This is a genomic window from Chromobacterium sp. INPA-IVC, from assembly GCF_059047085.1.
Map to the genome: position 1 here is coordinate 1 of NZ_JBTNLS010000009.1, position 24,527 is coordinate 24,527.

Here is a 24,527-nt window from a genome sequence, read left to right on the forward strand (position 1 = left end):
GCCGGCGCTGGCTGCACAACGTCGGCCAGCACATCAGCCTGTTCGTGGCGGGAGTGAAGGACAAGGTGGCGCTGAAGCTGATCGCGGCAAAAGGGAAGGTGCAGGTGCAGGCGCAGAGCGACGCGATGGAGCTGACGGCGGATAAGGACCTGACCATCACCTCGGCCAAAGGCAAGGTGCAGATCGCCGCCAGCCAGGAAGTGCTGCTCACCAGCGGCGGCGGCTACATCCGCATCGCCGGCGGCAATATCGAAATCCACTGCCCCAGCGAAGTGAGCGTAAAGGGCGCCAGCCATAGCTTGAGTGGGCCAGCCAGCTTGAAGGTACCGCCTCCGCCGATGCCAGTAGGCAAGTCACAATTACAATTTGGGCGGGAATATCACGATGAGGAGCCGCTTGTGGGGGCCAAGTACACCGCGACCTTTGCAGATGGAAGTGTCCGAAAGGGTGCTCTGGACAGCAATGGGCAGGCTACGTTGGACGATGTGCCGCCGGGAGCTGCACAGGTGATATTTGGCCCAGATCCACGAACATACCAACGCAAAGATAAGCAAGATAACCCGGAGTATAAGTCCACGTTCTCTACCGGAGATATTCGCGCGCTGATTAACAAACATGGAGGAGCCTGAGATGGCAGGCATCAGTGTCGCAGAAAAGAAAAGCATCGCGGTAGAAACAAGTGAATGGATATGGGGGACCGTGCAAGGTGCATTCAACGAACGCCAAACCACATCGCAAATCCTGGTAGACGCCGTTATTGGAATGATTCCTCTGGTGGGCGATGCCACCGCCGCACGCGATCTACTGGCGGTTTCTATTCGCTTAAGCAATGAGCCACAAAGACGTGAGCAAGTCAGTGAATGGGTATTGCTAGTCATTCTGATCTTTGCCTTGATTCCCGTTGCGGGAGGCCTAATCAAAGGAGTGGGCCTGCTGGTGCTAAAAGTAGGAAAAGATGTAGCACAAAATCGAAAAGCACTACAGGAAATTATTCATCTATTGAACCGTATGGGCCGTGGCGATGCTCTAAAATGGTTTCAGAAATTGGATGTACTCAAGTATCAAAGTCAATTGATTGGCAAGTTCAAGGATTTCTGCAATGGCATCGCCAATACTATTGGCGAAGTTCTTAAATCCAGGATGGGTATCCTTCTGACAGATAGCATGCGTGCCAAATTGCAAAACGTTCAGAGCGGACTGCTTGCATTGCGAGACTTAGGCGACAGAATGATTCCTCTGGCCCTGAAAGAACTACATGCTAAGTTAAAGGTTTTGCAGGAGATGGTGTATCAGGGCGAAACCCATATGCTGGCCACAGGGCAGAAAAATCTGACCCGAGAAGCTGAAGCATACCTGCTTGAAAAAGAAGTACGTGCGGCGATCAAAGCGGGGAAATGGCCACAGAATCTGATTATTGCTGACGGAAAAACTAAACCGGAAAAACTGGCCAAACTCTTCGATAGTAGAAAAATTGCCGAAGGTTGGCCGAATTTGCTGCGAACCAAAGTCAAATTACCAGGGCATGGTGAAGTTGAATATTACAACTCTCTATGCACCTTCAGCGGGAAAGTTACAGCCTGGGGGCCGGAGCAATTTGCGGGGCAAACGCTTTACCGAGCTTTTGGCGCTGGAGGCAAACTAGCCGGGCCCTCTCATGCAGGGGGATATTTCTGGGGAGCTGGCCGTATTCCGCAGAATGCCAAGGAATGGCGAGAGTTGGCGGCGGTATTGGATGAATGGAATGCTAATGGTTTGATGGTACTGGTCACCTTTCCGCCATTGGAGCGGATTCGCAAGGAAAAAGAGCTGGAGGTCGCGCTTAAGGGCTGGTATGGCAGTATTGCCGAGCAATTTGGTAGCAAGATCAAAAACCAATATTTGGCCGGCGGGGGCAAGCAGCTTGGTATGGGTGAACTGCCATCGGCGATCAAAGCCAAGCTGGCTGAACTGGGTGAGGCAGCCAAGGCTGGAAAACTGGGCAGCGCTGAAGTGATGGGCGTCAAAATTGAAGTGCGCAAGACTGGCTGGACCGATGTGGAAGGTAAATACGGCTATGCGAAGGAGGGGGATGATTTGTCACGCCGCGCCGTTACCCGTCAGCTTGAGGCCGATGAAATAAAATCCAAGATGACGAACAGCAAAACAGTGGCCGTCGTAAAAGGCGGTAGTCAACAGAAGGAAACTACACGATGAATTTTCAACCCACCCGCCGTCGCTTGTTCTGGATACTGCAGAAATGGTCCAGCTATACCGTGTGGGCACACTACGCTCAGCAGTTCGATATCTTTGTCAAAACCTATGAAGAAGCACTGGCTACCTGGCCGGAAGGCGAACGTCCTTCAGAATACAATCTCCGTTTCGCCTATGCCGCACAGGATTTATATCAGAAAGGCTTGGCCGTGCTGGCACGTGGGGATCGTTCTATATGGCGCCAACGCGATGATGCCTACCTCCTAGAAGCAAAGTCTGTAGCATTCGATGCTATGAATATTATTGACTCCGAAGAGGTCAATAACGAATTTCAGGGTGATCATGGGATGCCTTTCTATCCGGTTTGGACGTCCCGGCTAGAATATCTATACCAACTGAAAGTAGCGGCAACACCCGAGGGCGCAGCCTTGGTCTTTGAGCAGCGTCCAAGATACATAGATTGGTTACCTGAAGCGCTCATTGGAGAAGAAGATCTCAGGCAGTACTTTGAAGATTTGCATTTTGGCGGCCGATTTCAACCCTGGCCGGTCACCCCCCCACCTACGCCTGATCCAAGTAACATCCTAGTTGAAAGTGGTGATCGCGTACCAAAGGATGGCATCTGGGAACTAGTACAACCGCATCGCACTCCCGGTGAGACAGATGCACTCAACTATTTCGTCAAGGGCGCTGCGGTACCGTGGATTGAGGATACCAATTACGATGACCAATCTGGCAAACAACATGCTCTACCGGCCACCTGGCGCCTGGTATGGGAGGATACTCGCTACCTTGATGGCGTTATTCCAGACGAATCCCACTTCCTCAATCCAATTCCCGAACCTACCATTGAGTCAGAGCAAGAACCTGCAGTAATGGCCGCCTATCGTGGCCGCTGTGATGCTGGTAAACCTTGCCCCCGCAGCGGCTACTGGTTCACCTTTTCACAAGAAGAGTCCCGCCGTTGGTTTGAACAAAGCGATGCCATGCCTGAATTCAAAAATTCGAGTTACGGTGCAACGATTTGGTATTGGAGCGAAGATCAGAGTAGAGAGTGACGGGCTGGGCCTCTGTACTCGGAAGCCCGCCTGCTGAAGATCACCGACCCGCTGGGCCGCGGCACCCATTACGAATACGACAAGGCCGGCCGGCTGCAAAAACGCACCGACGCCAACGGCCACAGCCTGGGCTACCAGTACGACAAGCTGGGCCGCCTCACCGCGTTGCGCAACGAAAATCACCGCTACTACCGCTTCGACTACGACGATGGCGGCCGCCTGACGGCCGAAACCGGCTTCGACGGCAGCGCCACCCGCTATGTCTACGACAACGCCGGCCGCCTGGCGCAGCAGGTGGAAGGCGACGTCGCCACAGACTTCCGCTATGACCGCGCCGGCCGCCTGATCGAGCGCAGCGCGCCGAACAGCAAGGAAAGCTTCGGCTACGCCCCTGCCGGCCGCCTGTTCCAGGCCAAGAACCGCTACGCCAGCCTGCGCTGGGTGTACGACGCGGTCGGCAACGTTTCAGAGGAGCACCACGGCTACCACGTCGCCGGCGTCAAGGAAACCTATCGCTGGCAACACGAGCACGACAAGCTGGGCAACCGCATCGCCACCGTCCGGCCGGACGGCCACCGCGTGAACGTGCTCAACTACGGCAGCGGCCACGTGCACGGCCTGCTATTCGGCCAGCGCGACATCTTCAACCTGGAGCGTGACAAGCTGCACCGCGAAACCCAGCGCGTGCTGGGCAATGCGCTGCAGCAGACCCTGGCCTACGATAAGGCCGGCCGCCTATCCAGCCAGCGGCTGATGGGCGCCACCCAGTGGAGCCGACAGTACCAGTACGACGCCGCCGGCCAGCTGACCGGCATCGCCGACAATCGCAGCGGCCAGCTGAACTACCGCTATGACCCGGTGGGCCGTCTGCTGGAGGCCGCCCCCCCCAAGGGAGTGGAAAGCTTCCGCTTCGACCCCGCCGGCAACCTGCTGGACAACGCCCCGGCCGCCGACGGCCATCAGAGCGACAGCCTGCTCGGCAACCTGCTCAGCCAGTACGCCGGCCGCCACTACCGCTACGACAGCCGCGGCAATCTGATAGAGAAGCGCATCAACGGCAGCCTCACCCAGCTGGAATGGGACAGCCACAACCGCTTGTCCCGCCTCACCACGTCGGACGGCCAGCGCACCGACTACCATTACGACCCGCTGGGCCGCCGCATCGCCAAGATCAGCCAGGGCCAGGCCACGCTGTACGGCTGGGATGGCGACGTGCTGGCCTTCGAAACCCGCGACGAAGAAGCGGTGCACTACCTGTTCGAGCCGGACAGCTTCGTGCCGCTGGCCCAGGTGCACACCAACGCCATCCGCGGCGTCAAAGTGCCGGCCTGGAGCCAACACAACCCGTACGATCCGGACAAAGACCCACTGCGCCAAGCAGGTCCGGAACCGCAAGCGCCGAAGGCGGTGTACTACTACCACACCGACCACCTGGGCACCCCGCAAGTGCTTACCGATGAGCAAGGCGCGATTGCGCTGGAAATGGACTACCAGGCCTGGGGCCAAGCGCGCGAAGTCATCGCCGACGCCGCCTCAAAAGCCGGTATCCGCAACCCCTTCCGCTTCCAGGGGCAGTATCATGACGAAGAGTCGGGGCTGCACTACAACCGCTATCGTTACTATGACCCAGAGATAGGGCGATTCATATCGAGGGATCCAATCAGGTTAAAAGGAGGGATTCATATTTATCAATATGCGCCGAATTCGACTGAATGGACTGACCCGCTTGGCTTGGCTAGGTCTGGACAATGGGTTACTGTTGGCAATGGCAGGATACGTATTGATCCACCTCATGTAGAAAATACAAACCAACAGACCCATGCTCATTGCCAATGTAAGTCACGAAAACAAGAGGTAGTTGTGAACAAAGATGGTTCTCAAAGTCACGGATCACGTGGTGATGTTTCTGGGCTTACTCGGGCAGAGAAAGATTATTTGCGCAACCAGGGATTTAACATATGAAAAACCTTGAAGATTTAAAGATTTTTGGAACTATTGAAGGCAATGATAAATCTCAAAAATTAGATGAAATATCTATTCTCGCAAGCCCGGAGGTCATTCGAGAGCTCGGAATATTTCTCATTAATGCCGCATACGAGATGGAGCTTAATGAGGTTGAACACATTCACCTCCAAGACTCAATACTGAATTTCTCGTATAATAATCACGCAGATGTAATTGCCATCAATCAGGAAATAGTTAAACCAATCGATAGCACAAAATAACAAGAGGCATCCCAAACACATAGATCATACCTGAGCCAGTGAATTCCGCCCATTGCTAGGCTAGTGCGACATCATGATGTTCATTCATGGATGCCGCCGGCCAGCTCACCGGCATCGCCGACAGCCGCAGTGGCCAATTGAATTACCGCTATGATCCGGTTGGCCGCCTGTTGCAAGCCGCCCCCCCCCAGGGGGTGGAGAACTTCAACTTCAACTTCGACCCGGCAGGCAATTTGCTGGACAACGCCCCGGCCGCCGACGGCCATCAGGACAACAGCCTGCTGGGCAACCTGCTCAGCCAGTACGCCGGCCGCCACTACCGCTACGACAGCCGCGGCAATCTGGTGGAAAAACGCGTCAACTGCAGCCTCACCAAATTGGAATGGGACAGCCACAACCGCCTCTCCCGCCTCATCGCCCCGGACGGCCAGCGCACCGACTACCACTACGACCCGCTGGGCCGCCGCATCGCCAAGATCAGCCAGGGCCAAGCCACGCTGTACGGTTGGGACGGCGACGTGCTGGCCTTCGAAACCCGCGACGAAGAAGCGGTGCACTACCTGTTCGAGCCGGACAGCTTCGTGCCGCTGGCGCAGGTGCACACCGACGCCATCCGCGGCGTCAAGGTGCCGGCCTGGAGCCAGCACAACCCCTACGACCCGGACAAGGACCCGCTGCGCCAGCCCGCGCCGGAACCCGAGGCCCCCAAGGCGGTGTACTACTACCACACCGACCATCTGGGCACCCCACAAGCACTGACCGACGAGCAAGGCGCGCTGGCGCTGGAAATGGACTACCAGGCCTGGGGCCAAGCACGTGAAGTGATCGCCGACGCCGCAGGCAAAGCCGGCATCCGCAACCCGTTCCGCTTCCAGGGGCAGTATCATGACGAAGAGTCCGGGCTGCACTACAACCGTCATCGCTACTATGATCCGGAGATCGGCCGGTTTATCTCAAAGGATCCTATCAGACTAGTTGGTGGAACTAATATATTTGCATATGCAAGTAACCCTATCCATTGGATAGATCCGCTTGGATTGACCAAAACCACCTGCGATCTTTACGCATTTGGCAATGCAACAAAGCCTAGAGAGCCACGGGTATCAGGAGTCAATACAAAACCTGGTCAAAAGAGTGACTTGAATACTGATGTAGCAGGTAATGTGCACGCAACATATGAAGAGGGGGCATCTACCTTTAGCAACCCCGCAAAGGCACCAATTATTGGTACTTACTACAAGCTACCAGCAGGTACTGAGCTACCTGATGGGCTTGGCGTAATCGCCGACGGAAAGGATGTAGGTGGAACCCATGCGGAGACACATCATACAATTTGCCCTTTGAAGAAAATGCAGGGCAGTGAGTTTATTCAAAAATTCAACAACTTACCTTGGCAAAAAGCAGGAAAGAGATAAATGGAAAAAGACATAAAAATGGTTACTTGGGATAGTCTACTAGAAAAGCATCATGAATTCATTAAAAGCAGAACAGCCATTACAAAAGAGATTAAAAATTACATCCCCATTATTAAAAAATCTCTATTAGGCAACTCAAACGAAACATCACTCGCTTTAAACATAATTACAAACCTTCCAGAAGAGATTAAGATAACCTTTCTAGAGGAATTAATTGCATGCGCAAGCTATGTAAATGGATTCACAGCAGAAGCACAACAGATAATATTATCAATAGATAACAATTGGCTTAGAAAAAATATTCCCCCCTATATCGACAAAATTTTAAAAGATGGCACTTACGAAGAGTATACTTCCATGATTAGTCTGTACTATGAATTTGACACAAACAAAGCCTTTGAGCTTGCATCTCTCGCATCTAAAAACGAAGACGAAGATATAAAAGATATTGGGAATGATTTTCTAGAGAAATTTGCAAAAACAAAGAACAATTAGCCCACGTTCACACTTACGTTTTGACGTTGACCTCCACCCGGCTAACCGAGCGGTCTAGTCTAGAGATTTCCGGCTTCAAGGTGAGCAAGTCTGAACTCGCTCGGGATCTGGTCGCCCAGCGAACGGTGCGGCCTGAATTCGTTGTAATCCTGCCGCCAACGCTAGATCTTTTCACGTGCGTCATCCAGCGATAAAAACCAATGCACATTCAGGTACTCATCCCGCAGACTGCCGTTAAATGACTCGATAAAGGCATTATCCGTGGGTTTCCCTGGTCGTGAGAAGTCCAGCGTGACGCCTTGCTCATAGGCCCACTGATCCACAGCGCCTGGGAAATAAACTCACTGCCGTTGTCGACCTAAATCCGTTGCGGCGTCCCGCGCAAGGCTTGCACATGCTGCATCGTCGCGACCACGTCCGCGGCTTTCAGCGCGAAATCCACCGTGATCGCCAGGCTCTCCCGGCTAAAATTATCCACCACAGTTAACACCCGGATTCTTTGCCCGTTGAACAGCTGATCGGCGACGAAATCCATGCTCCAGCAGGCATTCAAACTGGAGACCGCCGGCCGGGCTTGCCGGTGCGCGGCCGCCACTCGCCGCTTGGGACGTTTGCGCCGCAGGTTCAGGCCTTCTTCGCAGTAAATCCGGTAGGTCTTCTTGTAATTGATGTGCCAGCCCTCACGCCGAAGCAGGACGTAGATGCGGCGTGCGCCATAACGAATACGCGTGGCGGCGATCTCGAGGATGAGGGCGACGTCCCTCCGGTATTGAGCAGCATCATAACGACGAGTCCGGGCTGCACTACAAGCGCCATCGCTACTATGATCCCGATATTGGACGGTTTATTTCGCGGAATCCTACTAGTTTGATGGGTGAGATGAATTTTCATAGTTATGTATCGAATCCAATTGAGTGGGTAGGCACACTTGGATTAGCAAGTCAAACACCTGCAACTCGATTAGCCAAACCGAATACAATAAATTAACAAGGAGATAGTTATGTTCTGGGGAATCAACATAAAAGACTGGCACGTCGCATATGATGACATCTCATTTTTAGATACGAATTTCGATCCAGTCTCACAGCAAGACTATTTAAAAGAAGATATGCTTCAGCTTGAAAAAAATGACCAAAATTTATTAATTGATGTATCATGGAGGCCATCATTTGACCCTGATGGAAGATTTATTATCGTATTGATAAAAAATCAAAACTGGGACAAACCAGCATCTCTTACAGAAACAAGGTCAATACAAAAAACAAAAGAAGCGATTAGCGGAATAATCGAAAATATTTAGTAACGACATCAAGAAAAGCTGTCTCACCCCGTGATAATTTCTAGAAAACTACACATGCTTTTTAATCCGAAAACAATAGACTGTGCAATCAGCCCATAACAGGCTAAAAGATTATCTGAGCAAGTATATCTGGAAGCGTACCCAAACCAACTAGAGTCTGGGTACGCTACTGGAACATCCTACTCTATGCCATTTCCCCCAGCACATCCTCATGCTATAATCGTCGCCTTACCCTCCTGGCGCTGCTGCTGGAGGTACCTGCCCGTCCGAATAACCGGAGGGGTTACTGTACCTATTGCATCAGATGCCATCATGACCTCCATTTCCCGCTTGAAAGCCGCCCTACAACGCCAGGGCATTCATGTTGAACGTACCAACAATGTTTACCAACTGCGGACTACCGACTCCGAAGCCGCCGTACTGCTGCCGGATAGCCTCCCTCTGGAAGAAAAAGCCGTCAAACAGCTACTCGGTTTCGCAGCCACCCGCTCCGCCGATGGCCGCCACGGCGTATGCAAAGCCTGCGCTACACCGGACTTCCACCCAGGAGGCATCGCGCCAGTTGGCGCCATAGTGGCTACCGATCCGGAATTCGTCATTCCCGCCGCCATCGGCACCGATATCAACTGCGGCCTACGCCTGGTGAACACAGGCCTCCAGTACGAGACCATCGCCCCACACAAAGACGCGCTGCAATCTCGGCTCACCCATGTGCTGCTGGATAACGGCCGCAACCTGCCGGTATTCAGTCGCGGCTTTGCCGCGCTATTCGACGCAGGACCGGATGCCTTCATCGACCTGCTGCCACGCGAAGGCCTATGGGCCGGCCGGCGTAAACCGAACCCGCCTGCTGAATGAGCTGGCGGCCTGCATCAGCCCGGATAGCTTTGACTCCGCAGCCCGCTACGCGCCAGAGGCGCTGGTAGGCACACGCGAGCTGATACGCGACCCGAGCCTGGGAACCCAAGGTGCGGGCAATCACTTCGTTGAGCTCCAAGTCGTAGACCAAGTGCTGGACCGCCACGCGGCTTACGCCGCGGGCTTGGCCAAAGACGATGTGGTGTTCATGATCCACACAGGTTCCCGCGATGTCGGCTTCTATGTTGGTAAGCGCTGGATGGACAAGGCGCGCGCAACTTGGCCTCGCCAGATGAAGTATCCGGAGCATGGCTTGTTTGGCCTATCCGGTCCGCTGGCGGATGAATACCTGATCGCGATGGGCACGGCGGCCCGCTATGCCTGGGCCAACCGCATGGCACTAACCGAAATGGTGCGCTCAGCCATTGAGGTAACGCTGGGCCAATCCAATAGCCGCTTGGTGGTGGACGTACCACATAACGTGGTACTGCGCGAACAGGGCCTCAACATCCACCGCAAGGGTGCCACACCGGCGCGCGAAGGCGAGCTGGCGTTGATACCCGGATCCATGGGCGATTTCAGCTATGTCGCAGCCGGTCTTGGCCATCCCGACTGGCTATGGTCCTGCAGCCATGGCGCGGGCCGCAGCATGCGCCGCCAGGCGATGAGGCGACTGGCGACAGAGGTCGCGCCTGGCAGTTGGCAATGCGTGACCCTGCGGGAGGAAAGGCGCATAGAAGAAGCTCCGCATGCCTACAAGCCCGTCGGCCCCGTGATCGCCGCGCAAGAAGAAGCCGGACTGATACAAGCCGCGGTTCGACTGCGCCCCTGGCTGACGTTCAAAGCCTGACCCAGAGCAATGCGACATGCCAAATACAAGCTGGACAATGACGCTTCAAGCATTCACCATCATATCCGATACGATTTGGACCAGCCTTTTGACTTATATCCGCGCCAGTGGACCTAGGGGCATCGCCCTTTAAACTCCCAGCACATCGCGCGCGCCCTGGAGAAGCATAAGAAAATGACTCCCCCACAGTTCATCGCCTTTGGCGAAGCCCTGACCGACTTCATCCGCGTGGACACCGATACCTGGCAATCCCGGCCGGGCGGCGCCGGCTGGAATGTGGCCAGGGTGGTGGGCAGTCTGGGAGTGGGCGCCGCATTCGCCGGCGCGGTCAGCGACGATCTGCTGGGCCGGCAACTACTGGAAGCGTCCGTGGCCGCCAACCTGGACACGCGCTTCATCCAGCCCTTGCCCTATCCGCCGCTACTGGCGATGGTGCCGTCCAGCCAGCCTCCTTCGTATTTTTTCGTCGGCGACAATAGCGCCGACCTGCATTTCGATCCGGCCCGGCTGCCGCCGGATGGGCTGGACGCGCTGCGCATCGCCTACTTCGGCAGCATCAGCCTGGCCAGGCCGCCGCTGGCCGACCGGCTGCTGGAACTGGCGCATGAATTGGCCGCGCGCGGCGTGGCCATTGCTTTCGACCCCAATATGCGCAGCGCGATGAGCGAAGCCGGCTACCGCCGCCGCTTCGAGGCGCTGGCCCACCTGGCCAGCTACATCAAGGTTTCGGATGAGGATCTGCAGCAGCTGTTTCCCGCGCAGGATCAAACCCATGCGCTGGAAGCGCTGCGCCGCCTCGCGCCCCAAGCAAGCATTCTGTTCACCCGCGGCGCGGACGGCATGAGCTTAATTGGCCGGGACGGCGTACAGGAACAGCCGGCGCTGCCCGCCTCGGTGTCGGACACCATAGGCTGCGGCGACGCCTCCATCGGCGGCCTGATCGCCAGCCTGCTGAAACACCCGGCCCGGACGATGGCGGAACATCTGCGTTTCGCCGCCGCCACCGCCGCCTGCACCGCCGGCCATGCGGGCGCTTACGCGCCGGATGAGACGATGGTGAACGCGAAGCTGGCGTTGCCGTCGGCCGCCTGATCCATATCGAATCCCTGCCGGGATGGCGCTACAATCGCGTCATCCCGCCCTGCTTCAAGGTAAGCCCCATGACCACTGCCGCCTGCCACGGCCTGATCGATACCCGTTTCGGCCCGGTAGCCGCCTGGCTGGACATCCGCGGCGCGCTGCTGCGCTTGCTGTTCAACCCCACGCCCGAACAGCTGGCAGCTCACGCCTGCCCGCGCGACGACGCGGCGCTGGCCGAGGTGGCGCGCCAGTTGGCGGAATACCAGGCCGGCGAACGCCAAGCCTTCGATCTGCCACTGGCGCCGCAAGGCACGCCGTTCCAGCAACAGGTATGGGCGGCGTTGCGCGAGATTCCCTATGGACATACCGTCAGCTACGGCGAACTGGCGCGCGCTCTGGGCAATCCGGACGGCGCGCGGGCAGTGGGCCGGGCCAACGCCACCAATCCCATCGCGCTGATCGTGCCCTGCCACCGGGTATTGGGGACGGACGGCAGCCTCACCGGCTACGCCGGCGGCCTGCCGCTGAAGGCCGCGCTGCTGCGTTTCGAGCTGGAGCGCAGCGCGCCGCCGGGGCTGTTCGGCGGATAGACCGCGAAGCACGCGTGTTGCGGCAATCAACACGCGCCGCAAGTCCCGCGCCCACCATCCCGGCAATGCAAAACAAGGAATCCGCATGAAACTCGCCCTGCTCGCTTCCGCTCTGCTGACGCTGGCCCTGCCCGCCTCGGCCAAGGTTTACCAATTCAAGGATTGGGCCGTCGCCTGCGACAACGTCCGCCGCTGCCAAGCCAACGGCGCCCAGGCCGAGGACGGCGACAACCCGGTCAGCCTGCTGTTGACCCGAGAAGCCGGCCCCGGCGGCAAACTGAACGCCCGACTGGATGTAGCCGATCCGGACGACGGCAAGGTAGGGAAATTGACGCTGCAGGTAGGCAAGCTCAAGTGGGCCAATATCGGCCCCGAGCAGGTTTTCAGCCCCGCGCAGACTACGCAGCTGCTGGCCGCCATGCTGGATGCCGACGAAGTGGCGCTGGCCGACGGCAAGCATCAATGGACGCTGTCGCTGGCCGGCCTGAAAGCCGCGCTGCTGAAAATGGATGATCTGCAGGGCCGGATAGGCACTCAGGGCGCGCTGGTGAAAAAGGGCGGCAAGCCGGAATCCGCAGTGCCGGCCCCCCAGACCCCGCCATTGCTGGTTCCACTGCAGCCTCCCGCCTCCAAGCCTGGCGATCAGGCCTTGCTGCCCGCCATACTCAAGCAGCTGCGCGCCGCCAACAAGGAATGCTGGAACGAGCTGCCGGATGAAGAGCATCCCGATACCGGGCTATACCGGCTGAGCGCCAACCAAGTGCTGGCGCTGCGCGAATGCGGCCGCGGCGCTTACCAGGGCGACTACAAGGTTTGGATCAGCGGCGACGCTCCGCCCTTCCGCCCGCGCGAAATCAAGCTGCGCGGCGAGGATGGCAAGGAAACCTTCCTGATGAACGCCGCCTTCGACAAGGGCGTGCTGTCCAGCTACGCCAAGGGCCGCGGCATCGGCGATTGCGGCGGCGGCGCCAGTTGGGCCTGGACCGGCAAGGATTTCCAGCTGATGTCGGCCGAAGAAGCCCCGCAATGCCGCGGCATTCCTGGCGGCGTGCCGCTGCGCACCTGGGCCACCCGGCAAAAATAAGGCTGCGCGAAAACCCGCACAGAACAGCGGAAGCGGCGGAACGGATAAATAGTGTGTGTACACACCGCCGCTGTTTCCAAGGCTGCCTTACCAGACAGATTTGATTTCATGCAGGTTTTCAGACGCTAGCGGCCCGCCGCCGCGCTGGCTTATACTGCGCAATCTTCCACTCCTCTTACGTAAAGAAAGGAGGTAAATATGGTTTTCTCTGCGCGCCCAATCATGCTGGCTCGCGTGCTCAGCGCATTTGAAAGCTCTTGCCTGCCATCCATCGCGCTGCGATAAGCGGGTTCGAGCAAAGCCACACTCCCATCTTTCAGAGTCCTTTCTCGACTCATCCCCGTTGTCGCCAGCGCTCCTGTTGACAGGGACTGCCACGTCCCGAGCAAGCGAGAGCACAAGCATGACAACCCTGATTTCCGCATTGTCCATCCAACTGGATGCCGGCCACGGCCCGCTGTTCCAGGATCTGTCCTTCACCGTAAAACTGGGCGACCGCATCGGCCTGATCGGCCACAACGGCTGCGGCAAAAGCACGCTGCTGAAACTGCTGTCCGGCCAGCTGGAGCCCAATAGCGGGGAGATTCAATACGCGTCCGCCTGCCGGCTGCAGCATGTCGAACAACACTTGCCCGAGCGGCTGTACGCGCTGAGCGCGCGCCAGGCCTTGCTGGAGGCGGTGGAGCCGGACCAGCATTGGCGGGCGGACAGCCTGCTGGCCGAGCTGGAGCTCAGCGCCCAGGCCGACACGCCGGTCTCCGGCCTCAGCGGCGGCCAGCACACCCGGCTGCTGCTGGGCCGCGCCGTGCTGCGCCAGCCCAATCTGCTGCTGCTGGACGAACCCAGCAACCACCTGGACCTGCCGTCCTTGCTGTGGCTGGAAGATTTCCTCTCCCGCTGGCAGGGCGGCTTCATCCTGGTGTCGCACGACGCCAGGCTGCTGGACCGCGCCACCCGCCACAGCTGGGTGATGCGCGACACGCGGCTGTACCGTTTCGAGCTGCCGTGCAGCCAGGCGCTGGCCGAGCAGGCCGAAACCGACGAGGCCGCGCGCGCGCGCCATGCCGGCGAGCAGAAGGAGATAGACCGCCTCGCCGCCAGCAGCAAGCGGCTGGCGATCTGGGGCCGCGAGCACGACAACGAAAAGCTGGTCCGCAAGGCCAAGTCGATGGAGAAGCGCATCGACAGGCTGAAGGACGAGCAGACTTTCGTCAGCCGCGGCAGCCCATGGCGGCTCAGCCTGCAAGGCCAGGCGCTGTCGGCCGACAGCCTGCTGGCTTTCGAGTCGCTGCCGGTGTCGGCCGCGCCCGGCCTGCCGCCGCTGTTCGCCGCCGCCGAACTGTGGCTGCGGCCCGGCGACCGGGTGGCGCTGTTGGGCGCCAACGGCGCCGGCAAGTCATCGCTGCTGCGCCAATGCTGGCGCGATGTCCAAGACGGCGAGCCGCGCACCGGCTGGCGCTGGCATCCCGCGGCCAGCATCGCCTATTACGACCAGTCGCTGCGGCAGCTGGCCGACGAGGCGACGTTGATCGACGCGCTTTATCCGCTGGCGCCATTGCCGGAAGCGGCGCGCCGGCACGCGCTGATCGCCGCCGGCTTCGCCTATGCCCGGCACGGCCAGAAAGTCAGCGTCCTCAGCGGCGGCGAACGCGCGCGGCTGCTGTTTCTGGCCTTGTCGCTGGCCAGCCACCATTTGCTGTGGCTGGACGAGCCGACCAACCACCTGGACCTGGACGGCAAGCGCGAGCTGGCCGGCGCGCTGGAGGCCTTCCCCGGCGGCGCGTTGCTGGTCTCGCACGATCGCGAGCTGATCGAAGCCGCGTGCAACCGCTTCTGGGTGCTGGACGACGGCCGGCTGCGAGAATGGCCGGACGCCGACAGCGCCTACGCCGCGCTGTTCACCGCTCCCGCCGGCACCCCCGAGCGGCCGGCCCCGGCATCCGACGCGCCCGCGCCGGCGGAGCCAAACGGCGAGGACGCGCAATGGCAGCGGCTGTGCGAACTGGAAGCGCTGCTGGCGGCTGACCTTGCCCGCAAGCCCAGGCATCAGAAGCCTCAGTTGCAGCAGACGTGGCGCGACGAAATGCAGGCGCTTGAACAAGCGCTAGGCCTGTAACCCCCTCCCCCGGACGCCATGCGGCGCTCCGGGGGATTTTTCCTCCCAGCCGAATCGGCGGCGTTTCATCCGCGCCAAACGCGTTTCATCCCACGCTTTCGGCAGTCCGTCGCATGTCGATATCATCCTCTGGGGCCCTCTCCTACAGTCACATCACAAACCAAACAGGAGAAACGCCATGAACTACTTCAACACTGCCGCGCTGTTGGACGCTCTGATCCAGCTCTGCCATCATATCCCGTCGTACTGGCTGCAATTGACGGACTGGGCGGGCAATATGGACTGGGGCCATCTCGTCCTGTCTGCGCTGCTGACCATCCTGGCCGTCAACGCCGTGATCGTGCCCGCGGCGCTGGTCTGGCTGTCGCTGGACTTCACGCAGCCCAAGCGGCTGTTCCGCCAGACCCATTTCAAGATTCCGTCGCAGCGCAAAGAGGTGAAGCATGGATAATCACAACCGCCCGGCGATGAGCCAGGACCACGCCGGCGCGATTCTGCAAACCGTAGAGCGAGTTTGGTGGAGCTTCGTCGACAAGGTGGCGCGGCTGGGGTGGGGCCGGCTGGCGCTGGCCTCCCTGCTAGCGATGATCCTCGGCGGCATTCTGCAGCTGCACATGCTGGCGCTGACCCTGGTGCTGGTGTCGATCCTGGTGAAAATACTCGCCGGCGGCAAATACCAGGCCGAGCGCGTCGCCGACCAGGCCATCGCCCGCAGCGAGGAGGCCGAGCAGCAGGCCGAGCTGGAAACGCTGCAGCGCCAGCTGGCGGAAGCGCGGATGGGCGCGCTGCAAGCGCAGATCGAGCCGCACTTCCTGTTCAATACCCTGTCGTCGGTGTGCCAGCTGATGGAGGACTCGCCGGTCAAGGCGCTGTCCATGCAGAAAGCGCTGATCCGCTACCTGCGCTCCTCATTGCCGGAATGGCGCGACTCTCCCGGCGAAACCAGCCTGGGCCAGCAGCTGGAGCTGTCCCGCGCCTATCTGGAAATCATGCAGCTGCGCATGGAAGACCGGCTGCAGGTCCGACTCAAAGTGCCTGAATCGCTGCTGGCGGCCCGCTTCCCGGTGATGATGCTGCAAACGCTGGTGGAGAACGCCATCAAGCATGGCCTGGAGCCCAAGGCCGAGGGCGGCTCCATCGAGGTGGGCGCCAAGGTGCTGGACGGCAGGCTCAGGCTGGAAGTGCGCGACGACGGCGCCGGCTTTCCGGAACAGCCGGGCCAGGGCATGGGCCTCGCCAATATCCGCGAGCGGCTGGCCATGTTGTACGGACCGCAAGCCGAACTGGCGCTGGAAGCGCCCGAATCCGGCGGCACCCGCGCCACCATCGTCCTGCCCTTCGCCCTGAGCTGAAAGGAAACCATGAGCAAGCTGACCGCCCTGATCGCCGACGACGAACGCCTGATGCGCGAGCAATTGCGCGCCGCGCTGGAACGGGTCTGGCCGGAACTGGAAATCGTCGCCGAAGCCCGCGATGGCGGGCAGGCGGTGGAACTGGCGCGCGAGCATCGGCCGGATCTGGCCTTTCTGGACATCACCATGCCGGTGCAGAGCGGCATCGCCGCGGCCATGGAGCTGGACGGCCTGTGCCCGGTGGTATTCGTCACCGCTTACGACCAGTACGCGATCCAGGCTTTCGAGGAAGGCGCCATAGATTACCTGCTCAAGCCGGTGGAGGACGACAGGCTGGCCCGCACCCGCCAGCGCTGGCAGCAACGCGCGCCGGAAACCGCCGCGCCGGACTGGCAGTCCGCGCTGAAACAATTGAGCCGACAACTGGAAAAACCCGCCCACCTGCGCTGGATACGCGCGTCGGTGGGCAGCTCTATGCGGATGATCGCCACCGAAGAGGTGCTGTTTTTCCAATCCGACGAGAAATACACCCGGGTGCAGACCGCGGGCGGCGAGGCGCTGATCCGCATGCCGATCAAGGAGCTGCTGCCGCAGCTGGACCCGGACGAATTCTGGCAGGTGCACCGCTCCACCCTGGTGCGGGTGGCCGCCATCGAGCAGGTGCGCCGCGACGAGCGCGGCATGCAGCTGCTGCTGCGCGGCTATCCGCAGCCGCTGGAGGTGAGCCGCAGCTACGCCCATCTGTTCCAGCGGATGTGATGAAGGGGCTGCCGGCCTCGCCGACATCCCCTTCTGGTTTTGCCCCCGCCTGCGCGGCGGGACGAGCCTCGTCCTTATTCCATCCGGAAAGCCAGCGTGGTCTGCTGCATCCGCTCCGCCACCACCGCCAGTTCGCGCGTCGCCTGCGAAAACACCTCCACCGCCACGCCGTTTTCCTTGGACATCGCCGCGATGGCCTCCACCCGCCCCGCCAGCTCGGTGCTGGCCTGACGCTGTTCGCCCACCGCCATCGCGATCTCGTGGATCACCGACACCACGCCGGCGGCGCGCTCCTCCACCGTGCTGATGGTGGCCGACGCGTTCTCAGCCGCCACCACCACGTCGGCGACGATCTGGCGGCTGCTGCGCATGCCGTCCACCGCCTCGCGCGCGCCGCCCTGGATCTTGCCTATCATATTGGTGATTTCCTGCGCCGAGCTGGTGGTCCGCTCGGCCAGCATGCGCACCTCGTCGGCCACCACGGCGAAGCCGCGGCCCTGCTCGCCCGCGCGCGCGGCTTCGATCGCCGCGTTCAGCGCCAGAAGATTGGTCTGGTCGGCCACATCCTTGATCACGGTGGCGATGCTGCCGATCTGCTGCGCCTGGTTGGACAACGACTCCAGGCTGTCGGCCGAACTGCTGACGCTCTCGTTGACCCGCCTCACCTGCGCAGTGGAATCCTGCACGTCCTTGTTGCCGGCCTTGGCCTGCTGGCCGGCTTCGGCCGCCTGCTCGTTGGCGTGGCTGGCATTGCTGGCGCACAAGTCTATGCTGACCGTCAGTTCCTCAATCGACGCCGCCGCGCTGGAGGTGGCGTTGACCTGCTGGCCGATGCTGGCGCTGACCTGCTCGGTGGAGGCCGCCAGTTCTTCCGAGGTGGCGGCGACCATCGCCGCCGAACGGACGATCTCGCCCACGGTAGCGCGCAACCGCTGCTGGGTATCGGCCAGCGAGCGCATCATGTCGGCGACCTCGTCCTTGCCTTGCGGCCGAATGTCGCCGGTCAGATCGCCGCCGCCAATTTTCTCCATCGCCGCGCCTGCGCTGCGCAGGCTGCCGACGATGCCGCTCTGTATCGCCAGCCCCAGGCCGATCAGCAAAAGCAAGCCGAGCGCCAGCACCGAGATCGCCGTCGTTCGCACTTGCTGGTATTTCGCCTCCGCCTCCTGCTGCGCCTTGTCCGCCAGCTGGGTGTTGATTTTTGACAACTCGGTCAATACGTCGTCGGCTGTCTGGAACAGCGGCCGGCACTGCTTGGCCATGATGGCCAGCGCCTTCTTGTTGTTCTCGCCGTTGCCGGTGTCGTTGTAGCTGAGATCGCGCACCTGCTTGCACGGTACCTCCATCGCCGCCCAGGCGGCATCGAAGCGCCTCAGTCCATCCACCTCGGGAGGCGTCAGCTCGGTCTTGCGATACATATCCAGATATCGCCTCACTTCGGCCTCTTGCGCCTCGCGCCGCGCCCCGACCTGATCCATCACCGTCTTTTCCGTTTCGGCGATGTAACGGTAGTCGGAGCGGCTGACATAAGCCGCCTGCTTGGCGGCCTGCCCCAGCCAGCGGACGGGTTGCAGCATATTTTTATGCATGTCGGTGGTCAGCTCGAACATGCTTGAGGCGCCCAAAATGCCGTTGAGGCCGATGATGAGCGCGGCGGCGACGCCGACGACGATCAGACTGAAGATTTTCAGCCGGATGCTGAATTGGGAGAGAAATTGAGTCACGCTATGCTCCAAGCTGCCAGAGGTCATTACACCTAGCGTTTTAGTTGAGACTGGAAGCAATCACCAAGCCTGGCCATCCACCGCCGCCCGATGGCGCAACCCGCCTGAAAGCGCTCGCCAAGCTGGCGATGCAGGGGCATGTCAAAACGCCCCCGGCAGCGGACGACACTGCCGGGGGCGTTGGAAAGACCATTGCTGCTTAATCCATGCGGAAAGCCAGCGTGGTTTGCTGCAGTTTTTCCGCCACCATCGCCAGCTCCCGCGTCGCCTGCGAGAACACATCCACCGCGATGCCGTTTTCCTTGGACATCTCGGCGATGGCCTCCACCCGCCCCGCCAGTTCGGTGCTGGCCTGGCGCTGCTCGCCCACCGCCATCGCGATCTCGTTGATCGCCGACACCACGCCGGCGGCGCGCTCCTCCACCGTGCTGATGGTGGCCGACGCGTTCTCGGCCGCCACCACCACGTCGGCGACGATCTGGCGGCTGCTGCGCATGCCGTCCACCGCCTCGCGCGCGCCATCCTGGATCTTGCCTATCATATTGGTGATTTCCTGCGCCGAGCTGGTGGTGCGCTCGGCAAGCTTTCTCACCTCGTCGGCCACCACGGCGAAGCCGCGGCCCTGCTCGCCGGCGCGCGCGGCTTCGATCGCCGCGTTCAACGCCAGAAGATTGGTCTGGTCGGCCACATCCTTGATCACGGTGGCGATGCTGCCGATCTGCTGCGCCTGGTCGGACAGCGACTCCAGGCTGTCGGCCGAGCTGGTGACGCTCTCGTTGACCCGCTTCACCCGGACGGTGGAGTCCTGCACATCCTTGTTGCCGGCCTTGGCCTGCTGGCCGGCCTCCGCCGCCTGCTCGTTGGCCTGGCCGGCGTTGCTGGCGCACAGGTCTATGCTGACCGTCAGCTCCTCAATCGACGCCGCCGCGCTGGAGGTGGCGTTGACCTGCTGGCCGATGCTGGCGCTGACCTGCTCGGTGGAGGCGGCCAGTTGCTCGGAAGTGGCCGCCACGCTGGCCGCCGAGCGGATGATCTCGCCCACGGTGGTGCGCAGCCGATGCTGGGTATCGGACAAAGAACGCATCATGTCCGCGATTTCGTCCCGGCCGCTGACCTTGACCTCGCCGGTCAGGTCGCCGCCGCCCATCTTTTCCATCGCCCGGCAGGCTTCTTTCAGGCTGCCGACGATGCCATTCTGAATCGCCAGCCCCAGCGCGGCCAACACCACCAGGCCCACCGCCAGCACAGTAATCGCCATGGTGCGCAGCGACTGGTACTTGCCTTGGGCATCGTCCAGCGATTTGTCCGCCAGCTTGATATTGATGTTGGACAGCTCGGTCAGCACGTCATCGGCGGCGGTGAACAGCGGCCGGCATTGCTTGGACATGATGACCAGCGCCTTCTTGTTGTTCTCGCCGTTGCCGGTGTCGGTATAGCTGAGGTCGCGCACTTGCTTGCACGGTCCTTCCATCGCCGCCCAGGCTGCGTCGAAGCGCTTCAGGCCATCCACTTCGGGCGGGGTCAGGTAAGTCTGGCGGTATTGGTCGATGAAGCCCTTCATCGCCGCCTCGAACTTGTCGCGGTTGGCCTGCACCAGGTCCATCTGCGCCTTCTCGGTCTCGGCGATGTAACGGTAATCGGCGCGGTTGATGTAAGCCGCCTGTTTGGCGGCCTGGCCCAGCAGGTAGACCGGTTTGAGCGCGTTGTCGTGCATGTCCTTGGTCAGGTCGAACATGCTGGAAGCGCCGGAAATGCCGTTGACGCCGATGATCAGCGCGGCCAGCACGCCGAGGACGATCAAACCGAAAATTTTGGCGCGGATGCTGAATTGGGCAAGAAGTTGAATCACGCTATGCTCCCTACTGCCTAGGTAGTTACACATAGCGTTTTAGTCGAGACTCGAACCAATCACCAGTCATGATTCGATAAATCTTCCAATGCCGGGCGTTGGGATGCCCAACGGCCAAATCAGTCCCGCAACGACTTCCGATAAAAGATGCGGCTGTGGCCGGGCGGATAGTCGTCCAGTTCGCCGAAGCGTTGGTAGCCCAGGCTTTCGTAAAAACGCGGCGCCTGGAAACTATGGGTGTCGACCCAGGCGCCGACGCAGCCGCGCTTTCTCGCCTCGGCCTCCGCCTCCTCCATCAGACGGCGGCCCAGCCCCAGGCCGCGCGCGCCGGACGGCGCGGCCAGCAGCTCGGTGTACAGCCAGCCGTAACGGGTGTAGCCCCACAGGCCGCCGACCACCTGGCCCTCCTCGTCCTCCACCCGGATCACCAGCGGCCGATGGCCGCCGGCACCGACTTGGGCGTCGTTATAGGCAACCAGGGGCGCGACGATCGCCGCCCTGGTTTCGGCGTCCGCCGCATCGCTCAACACGGTTTTGTACTGCATGTCTTTCTCGTTTTTCTCTGTTCAAAATCGCTCAATCAACGACGAGGCCGACGCCGCGTCCGCGCGGATCGGATGCGGTTTCGGTCTTGTCGCCGATCACCCTCACCGCCTGGATGTCGCCCATCCGCCAGCCCTGGTCCTTCAGCGTGTAGCCCATCGCCTTCAACTCCTGGGCGGCCTGGCCAGTCAGCGGCGCGTACTGGTCGTAGAAAATGGTGTCCTTGGGCAGCAGCTGGTGATGGACGCGCTGCGCCGCCACCGCGTCTTTCAACGACAGCTTGTAGTCGTACAGATTGTTCAACACCTGGAAGATGGAGGTGAAGATACGCGAACCTCCTGGCGTGCCGATCACCAGCTCCACCCTGCCGTCGCGGGTGACGATGGTGGGCGACATCGACGACAGCATGCGCTTGCCGGGCGCGATGGCGTTGGCGTCCTTGCCTACCACGCCGAAGGCGTTGGCCACGCCGGGTTTGGCGCTGAAATCGTCCATCTCGTCGTTGAGCAGGAAGCCGGCGCCCTTGACCACCACGCCGCTGCCGAAATCGAAATTCAAGGTATAGGTGTTGGCCACCGCGTTGCCCCACTTGTCGACGATGGAGAAGTGGGTGGTCTGGCGCGGATCCAGACCGGGCTTGATGTCCGGCGTCGGCGAAATGGCGGTGGGGTTGATCTCGGCCGCGCGGCGCTCGAGATAGGCCGGATCGATCAGCTGCGCCGCCGGCGTCTTGACGAAGTCCGGATCGCCCAGGTAGTCGGCGCGATCGGCGAACACCCGCTTCTCGATCTCCGCCAGCAGGTGGATGTAGCGGGCGGAGTTCAGCGCCACGCCGGTGAAGTCCGACGCCCGCTCCTGCTTGATGCCCAGCAGCTGCGCCAGCGCGATGCCGCCGGAGCTGGGCGGCGGCGCGGTGTAGACCGTCCGGTCGCGCCAGCTGATCTTGATCGGCTCCCGCCACTTGGCGCGATAGTCGTTGAGGTCGTCGGCGGTGATCAGGCCCTTGTCGCGCTTCATCTGCGCCACCAGCAGCTTGGCGGTGTCGCCCTGGTAGAACTCGGCCGCGCCGTAGCGGGCGATGCGTTTCAGCGTGGAGGCCAGTTCGGGCTGGCGGAAGGTCTCGCCACCCTTCATCTTGCCGAAGTACTGGGCGAAATTGGTTTTGCCTTCAAACAGCTTCACCGCCTCGTCGCGGTACTGGTATTGGCGGGCGGCTACGGTGAAGCCCTGCTCGGCGTAGTTGATCGCCGGTTCCAGCAATTGCTTCCATTGCAGCTTCCCGAAGCGCTGATGCGCCTGCCACAAGCCCATCACCGTGCCCGGCACGCCGGCGGCGCGCGCGCCGACCAGGCTCATATCCGGCGAGACCTTGCCGTCCTTGTCCAGGTACATGTCGCGGCTGGCGGCCTTGGGCGCCACTTCGCGGTAATCGAGGAAATACGGTTTGCCGCCCTGGTAGATGGTCATGAAGCCGCCGCCGCCGATATTGCCGGCCTCCGGGTAGGTGACCGCCAGCGCGAAGGCGGTGGCCACCGCGGCATCCACCGCATTGCCGCCGGATTTCAGAATCCGCGCGGCGACTTCCGCGCCGTATTGGTCCGGCGAGGCCACCGCGCCTTGGCCCGCCAGCGCAGGCAGGGCGATCAGCAACAAACCGCCGCCGGCCAGCGCATTGCGGGACATGGAAACCAGTTTCATAGCTCACCTCCTCAGTAGGCTGACATATCATGCTTATGCCATTTGTTAAGAAAGTGTGCCACACATTTAAGGTAAATTCAGGCTGGCAATATTCCGCTCCGATTCAATAAGCGGCCGCTCATAACCGATCCAGCGCGTCCCGCAGCTCCCTCACCAGCGCCGCCAAGGTTTCCTGCCGCGCGTATTCATCGACGCCCGGCGCCCCCATGCCGACGCCGCCCCGCCGATAACGCATGGCGCTATCCACCATGCCCCGCGCCGACGCGTGGAATTCCCGGCAGCCGCTCGCCGCCGCCAGTTCGGCGATATTGCCGGCGCGCACGCCGGCGCCGGGCATCACCGTCAGCCGCGTCCCGGCCTGTTCGCGCAAACGCGACAACAACGCCGCGCCCTCCGGCGCGGTCGGCGCCTGGCCGGAGCTGAGCAGACGACTACAGCCAGCGGCGATCACCTCCTCCAGCGCCCGCTCCGGCTCGCGCGCCAAGTCGAAAGCGCGATGGAAAGTCACCGCCATCGGCCCGGCCAGGCTGACCAGCTCGCGGGTGCGGGCCGCGTCGACATCGCCGTCCGCGGTCAGCAAACCCAGCACCACGCCGTCCAGCCCCAGACTGCGGCAGACCTCGACGTCATGCGCCATCGCGTCGAACTCCAGCGCGGAATACAGAAAATCGCCGCCGCGCGGGCGGATGATGGCGTGCAGCCTGATCTCCAGCTTGCCGCGGGCCATCGCCAGCGCGCCGTAGGACGGCGTGGTGCCGCCCTCGCCCAGGTTGTCGCACAGCTCCACCCGCTGCGCCCGCCCTTCCTGAGCAGCCAGGCAAGAGGCCAGCGAAGCCGCACAGATTTCAAGAGCCATATTCATCGCAGGTTCGGTTAAATGACTATGAAGTAGGGTTTGGGACGCTGCGCAGTACATTCGACCAATCTACTTCCACCGGCGGTGCCTCTGCTACAACGGCGCCACTATCGCGATCGCGGATATTTGCCTTGAAGTACCATTTGTTGCTCTCGCCCCCATCAGGCGTGGCACCATGGTCCAACCATGGCTTGGCATCTTGTTCTATGCCATCATTCCACGTGTACTCTTCAAACTGGACAGGCTCGCCATCCTCCACCTCTTGCAGCGCCCTTTGCTGGCTGAAGATAATCTCCTGCGCAGTACTACCTGAGCTCACAACGTTTCCATTTGAATCAAAAATGTCAGGCCCCTTGTCTTCCCGCCAATCCCCGGCCACGCCCGGCGTCTGGCCTAGATGTGTCCCGCCTGGCGCAACGCTCTCTCCCCATTTGATCTGATAGCTGATTTCATGCCTACTGGTGTCAATATTATTAACCGTCAAG

Annotated in this window: 24 protein-coding genes and 1 pseudogene; 18 read left to right on the forward strand and 7 right to left on the reverse strand. The window is 60.7% G+C overall.

Annotation, left to right across the window (positions count from 1 at the left end; translation table 11 throughout):
* The 7 genes from ACX17K_RS17290 to ACX17K_RS17320 form a co-directional block, all read left to right on the forward strand.
* Positions 1 to 629, forward strand: a 629-nt coding sequence (locus tag ACX17K_RS17290; RefSeq protein WP_493775744.1) for a DUF2345 domain-containing protein, incomplete at its 5' end; no start/stop codon positions are given.
* 1 nt (position 630) lies between these two features.
* On the forward strand, positions 631 to 2,193 hold the full coding sequence (locus tag ACX17K_RS17295; protein ID WP_493775745.1) for a hypothetical protein: 1,563 nt from the start codon (positions 631 to 633) through the stop codon (positions 2,191 to 2,193).
* Positions 2,190 to 3,248 carry an Imm72 family immunity protein gene (locus tag ACX17K_RS17300; RefSeq protein WP_493775746.1) on the forward strand — a complete coding sequence of 353 codons (1,059 nt, stop codon included), beginning with the start codon at positions 2,190 to 2,192 and terminating at the stop codon, positions 3,246 to 3,248. Before ACX17K_RS17295 ends, ACX17K_RS17300 begins: the two co-directional genes overlap by 4 nt.
* A 165-nt stretch (positions 3,249 to 3,413) precedes the next feature.
* Positions 3,414 to 5,210: an RHS repeat-associated core domain-containing protein gene (locus tag ACX17K_RS17305; RefSeq protein WP_493775747.1), complete on the forward strand. Its 1,797-nt coding sequence runs from the start codon at positions 3,414 to 3,416 to the stop codon at positions 5,208 to 5,210.
* Positions 5,207 to 5,473 (forward strand): hypothetical protein, encoded by a 267-nt coding sequence (locus tag ACX17K_RS17310; protein ID WP_493775748.1) that lies wholly within the window; start codon positions 5,207 to 5,209, stop codon positions 5,471 to 5,473. The genes ACX17K_RS17305 and ACX17K_RS17310 overlap by 4 nt, the downstream gene beginning before the upstream one ends.
* Positions 5,474 to 5,559: 86 nt before the next feature.
* Positions 5,560 to 6,888: an RHS repeat domain-containing protein gene (locus ACX17K_RS17315; protein WP_493775749.1), complete on the forward strand. Its 1,329-nt coding sequence runs from the start codon at positions 5,560 to 5,562 to the stop codon at positions 6,886 to 6,888.
* Positions 6,889 to 7,383, forward strand: coding sequence for a hypothetical protein (locus ACX17K_RS17320; protein ID WP_493775750.1), 495 nt, complete (start codon positions 6,889 to 6,891; stop codon positions 7,381 to 7,383). It abuts the gene before it with no gap.
* A gap of 59 nt (positions 7,384 to 7,442) precedes the next feature.
* Here the strand turns inward: ACX17K_RS17320 and ACX17K_RS17325 are convergent.
* Positions 7,443 to 8,131: pseudogene (locus ACX17K_RS17325) on the reverse strand (IS3 family transposase); the annotation flags it as partial.
* Between the two features lie 86 nt (positions 8,132 to 8,217).
* On the opposite strand from ACX17K_RS17325, the gene ACX17K_RS17330 reads away from it, so the two are divergent.
* From ACX17K_RS17330 to ACX17K_RS17380, 11 genes are all read left to right on the forward strand, one after another.
* Positions 8,218 to 8,370, forward strand: a complete 153-nt coding sequence (locus tag ACX17K_RS17330) for a hypothetical protein (RefSeq protein WP_493775956.1) — start codon at positions 8,218 to 8,220, stop codon at positions 8,368 to 8,370.
* Positions 8,371 to 8,383: 13 nt separating this feature from the next.
* On the forward strand, positions 8,384 to 8,683 hold the full coding sequence (locus ACX17K_RS17335) for a hypothetical protein (RefSeq protein WP_493775751.1): 300 nt from the start codon (positions 8,384 to 8,386) through the stop codon (positions 8,681 to 8,683).
* Between the two features lie 312 nt (positions 8,684 to 8,995).
* Positions 8,996 to 9,541, forward strand: coding sequence for an RtcB family protein (locus ACX17K_RS17340; RefSeq protein WP_493775752.1), 546 nt, complete (start codon positions 8,996 to 8,998; stop codon positions 9,539 to 9,541).
* On the forward strand, positions 9,468 to 10,391 hold the full coding sequence (locus ACX17K_RS17345; protein WP_493775753.1) for an RtcB family protein: 924 nt from the start codon (positions 9,468 to 9,470) through the stop codon (positions 10,389 to 10,391). Before ACX17K_RS17340 ends, ACX17K_RS17345 begins: the two co-directional genes overlap by 74 nt.
* Positions 10,392 to 10,565: 174 nt before the next feature.
* Positions 10,566 to 11,483: a carbohydrate kinase family protein gene (locus ACX17K_RS17350; RefSeq protein WP_493775754.1), complete on the forward strand. Its 918-nt coding sequence runs from the start codon at positions 10,566 to 10,568 to the stop codon at positions 11,481 to 11,483.
* Positions 11,484 to 11,551: 68 nt separating this feature from the next.
* Positions 11,552 to 12,061, forward strand: a complete 510-nt coding sequence (locus tag ACX17K_RS17355) for a methylated-DNA--[protein]-cysteine S-methyltransferase (RefSeq protein ID WP_347936827.1) — start codon at positions 11,552 to 11,554, stop codon at positions 12,059 to 12,061.
* A gap of 85 nt (positions 12,062 to 12,146) precedes the next feature.
* On the forward strand, positions 12,147 to 13,145 hold the full coding sequence (locus ACX17K_RS17360; protein ID WP_493775755.1) for a DUF1176 domain-containing protein: 999 nt from the start codon (positions 12,147 to 12,149) through the stop codon (positions 13,143 to 13,145).
* 403 nt (positions 13,146 to 13,548) lie between these two features.
* Entirely contained in the window at positions 13,549 to 15,261 is a 1,713-nt protein-coding gene (locus ACX17K_RS17365) for an ABC-F family ATP-binding cassette domain-containing protein (RefSeq protein WP_493775756.1), read from the forward strand.
* 178 nt (positions 15,262 to 15,439) lie between these two features.
* Positions 15,440 to 15,712 carry a hypothetical protein gene (locus tag ACX17K_RS17370; RefSeq protein ID WP_493775757.1) on the forward strand — a complete coding sequence of 91 codons (273 nt, stop codon included), beginning with the start codon at positions 15,440 to 15,442 and terminating at the stop codon, positions 15,710 to 15,712.
* The gene (locus ACX17K_RS17375) at positions 15,705 to 16,613 is read left to right on the forward strand and encodes a sensor histidine kinase (protein WP_493775758.1); all 909 of its coding nucleotides are present in this window, start codon (positions 15,705 to 15,707) and stop codon (positions 16,611 to 16,613) included. The genes ACX17K_RS17370 and ACX17K_RS17375 overlap by 8 nt, the downstream gene beginning before the upstream one ends.
* 9 nt (positions 16,614 to 16,622) lie before the next feature.
* The gene (locus ACX17K_RS17380) at positions 16,623 to 17,372 is read left to right on the forward strand and encodes a LytR/AlgR family response regulator transcription factor (protein ID WP_493775759.1); all 750 of its coding nucleotides are present in this window, start codon (positions 16,623 to 16,625) and stop codon (positions 17,370 to 17,372) included.
* A 74-nt stretch (positions 17,373 to 17,446) separates the two neighbouring features.
* Here the strand turns inward: ACX17K_RS17380 and ACX17K_RS17385 are convergent, their stop codons facing one another.
* From ACX17K_RS17385 to ACX17K_RS17410, 6 genes are all read right to left on the reverse strand, one after another.
* Positions 17,447 to 19,096 (reverse strand): methyl-accepting chemotaxis protein, encoded by a 1,650-nt coding sequence (locus ACX17K_RS17385; RefSeq protein WP_493775760.1) that lies wholly within the window; start codon positions 19,094 to 19,096, stop codon positions 17,447 to 17,449.
* Positions 19,097 to 19,295: 199 nt separating this feature from the next.
* Positions 19,296 to 20,945 (reverse strand): methyl-accepting chemotaxis protein, encoded by a 1,650-nt coding sequence (locus ACX17K_RS17390; RefSeq protein ID WP_493775761.1) that lies wholly within the window; start codon positions 20,943 to 20,945, stop codon positions 19,296 to 19,298.
* Positions 20,946 to 21,064: 119 nt separating this feature from the next.
* A complete protein-coding gene (locus ACX17K_RS17395) occupies positions 21,065 to 21,490 on the reverse strand; it encodes a GNAT family N-acetyltransferase (protein ID WP_493775762.1) in 426 nt (141 codons plus the stop codon).
* 31 nt (positions 21,491 to 21,521) lie between these two features.
* Entirely contained in the window at positions 21,522 to 23,186 is a 1,665-nt protein-coding gene (gene ggt, locus ACX17K_RS17400; RefSeq protein WP_493775763.1) for a gamma-glutamyltransferase, read from the reverse strand.
* A 118-nt stretch (positions 23,187 to 23,304) separates the two neighbouring features.
* On the reverse strand, positions 23,305 to 24,048 hold the full coding sequence (locus ACX17K_RS17405) for a copper homeostasis protein CutC (protein WP_493775764.1): 744 nt from the start codon (positions 24,046 to 24,048) through the stop codon (positions 23,305 to 23,307).
* A 19-nt stretch (positions 24,049 to 24,067) separates the two neighbouring features.
* Entirely contained in the window at positions 24,068 to 24,526 is a 459-nt protein-coding gene (locus tag ACX17K_RS17410) for a hypothetical protein (RefSeq protein ID WP_493775765.1), read from the reverse strand.
* Position 24,527 lies beyond the last annotated feature (1 nt).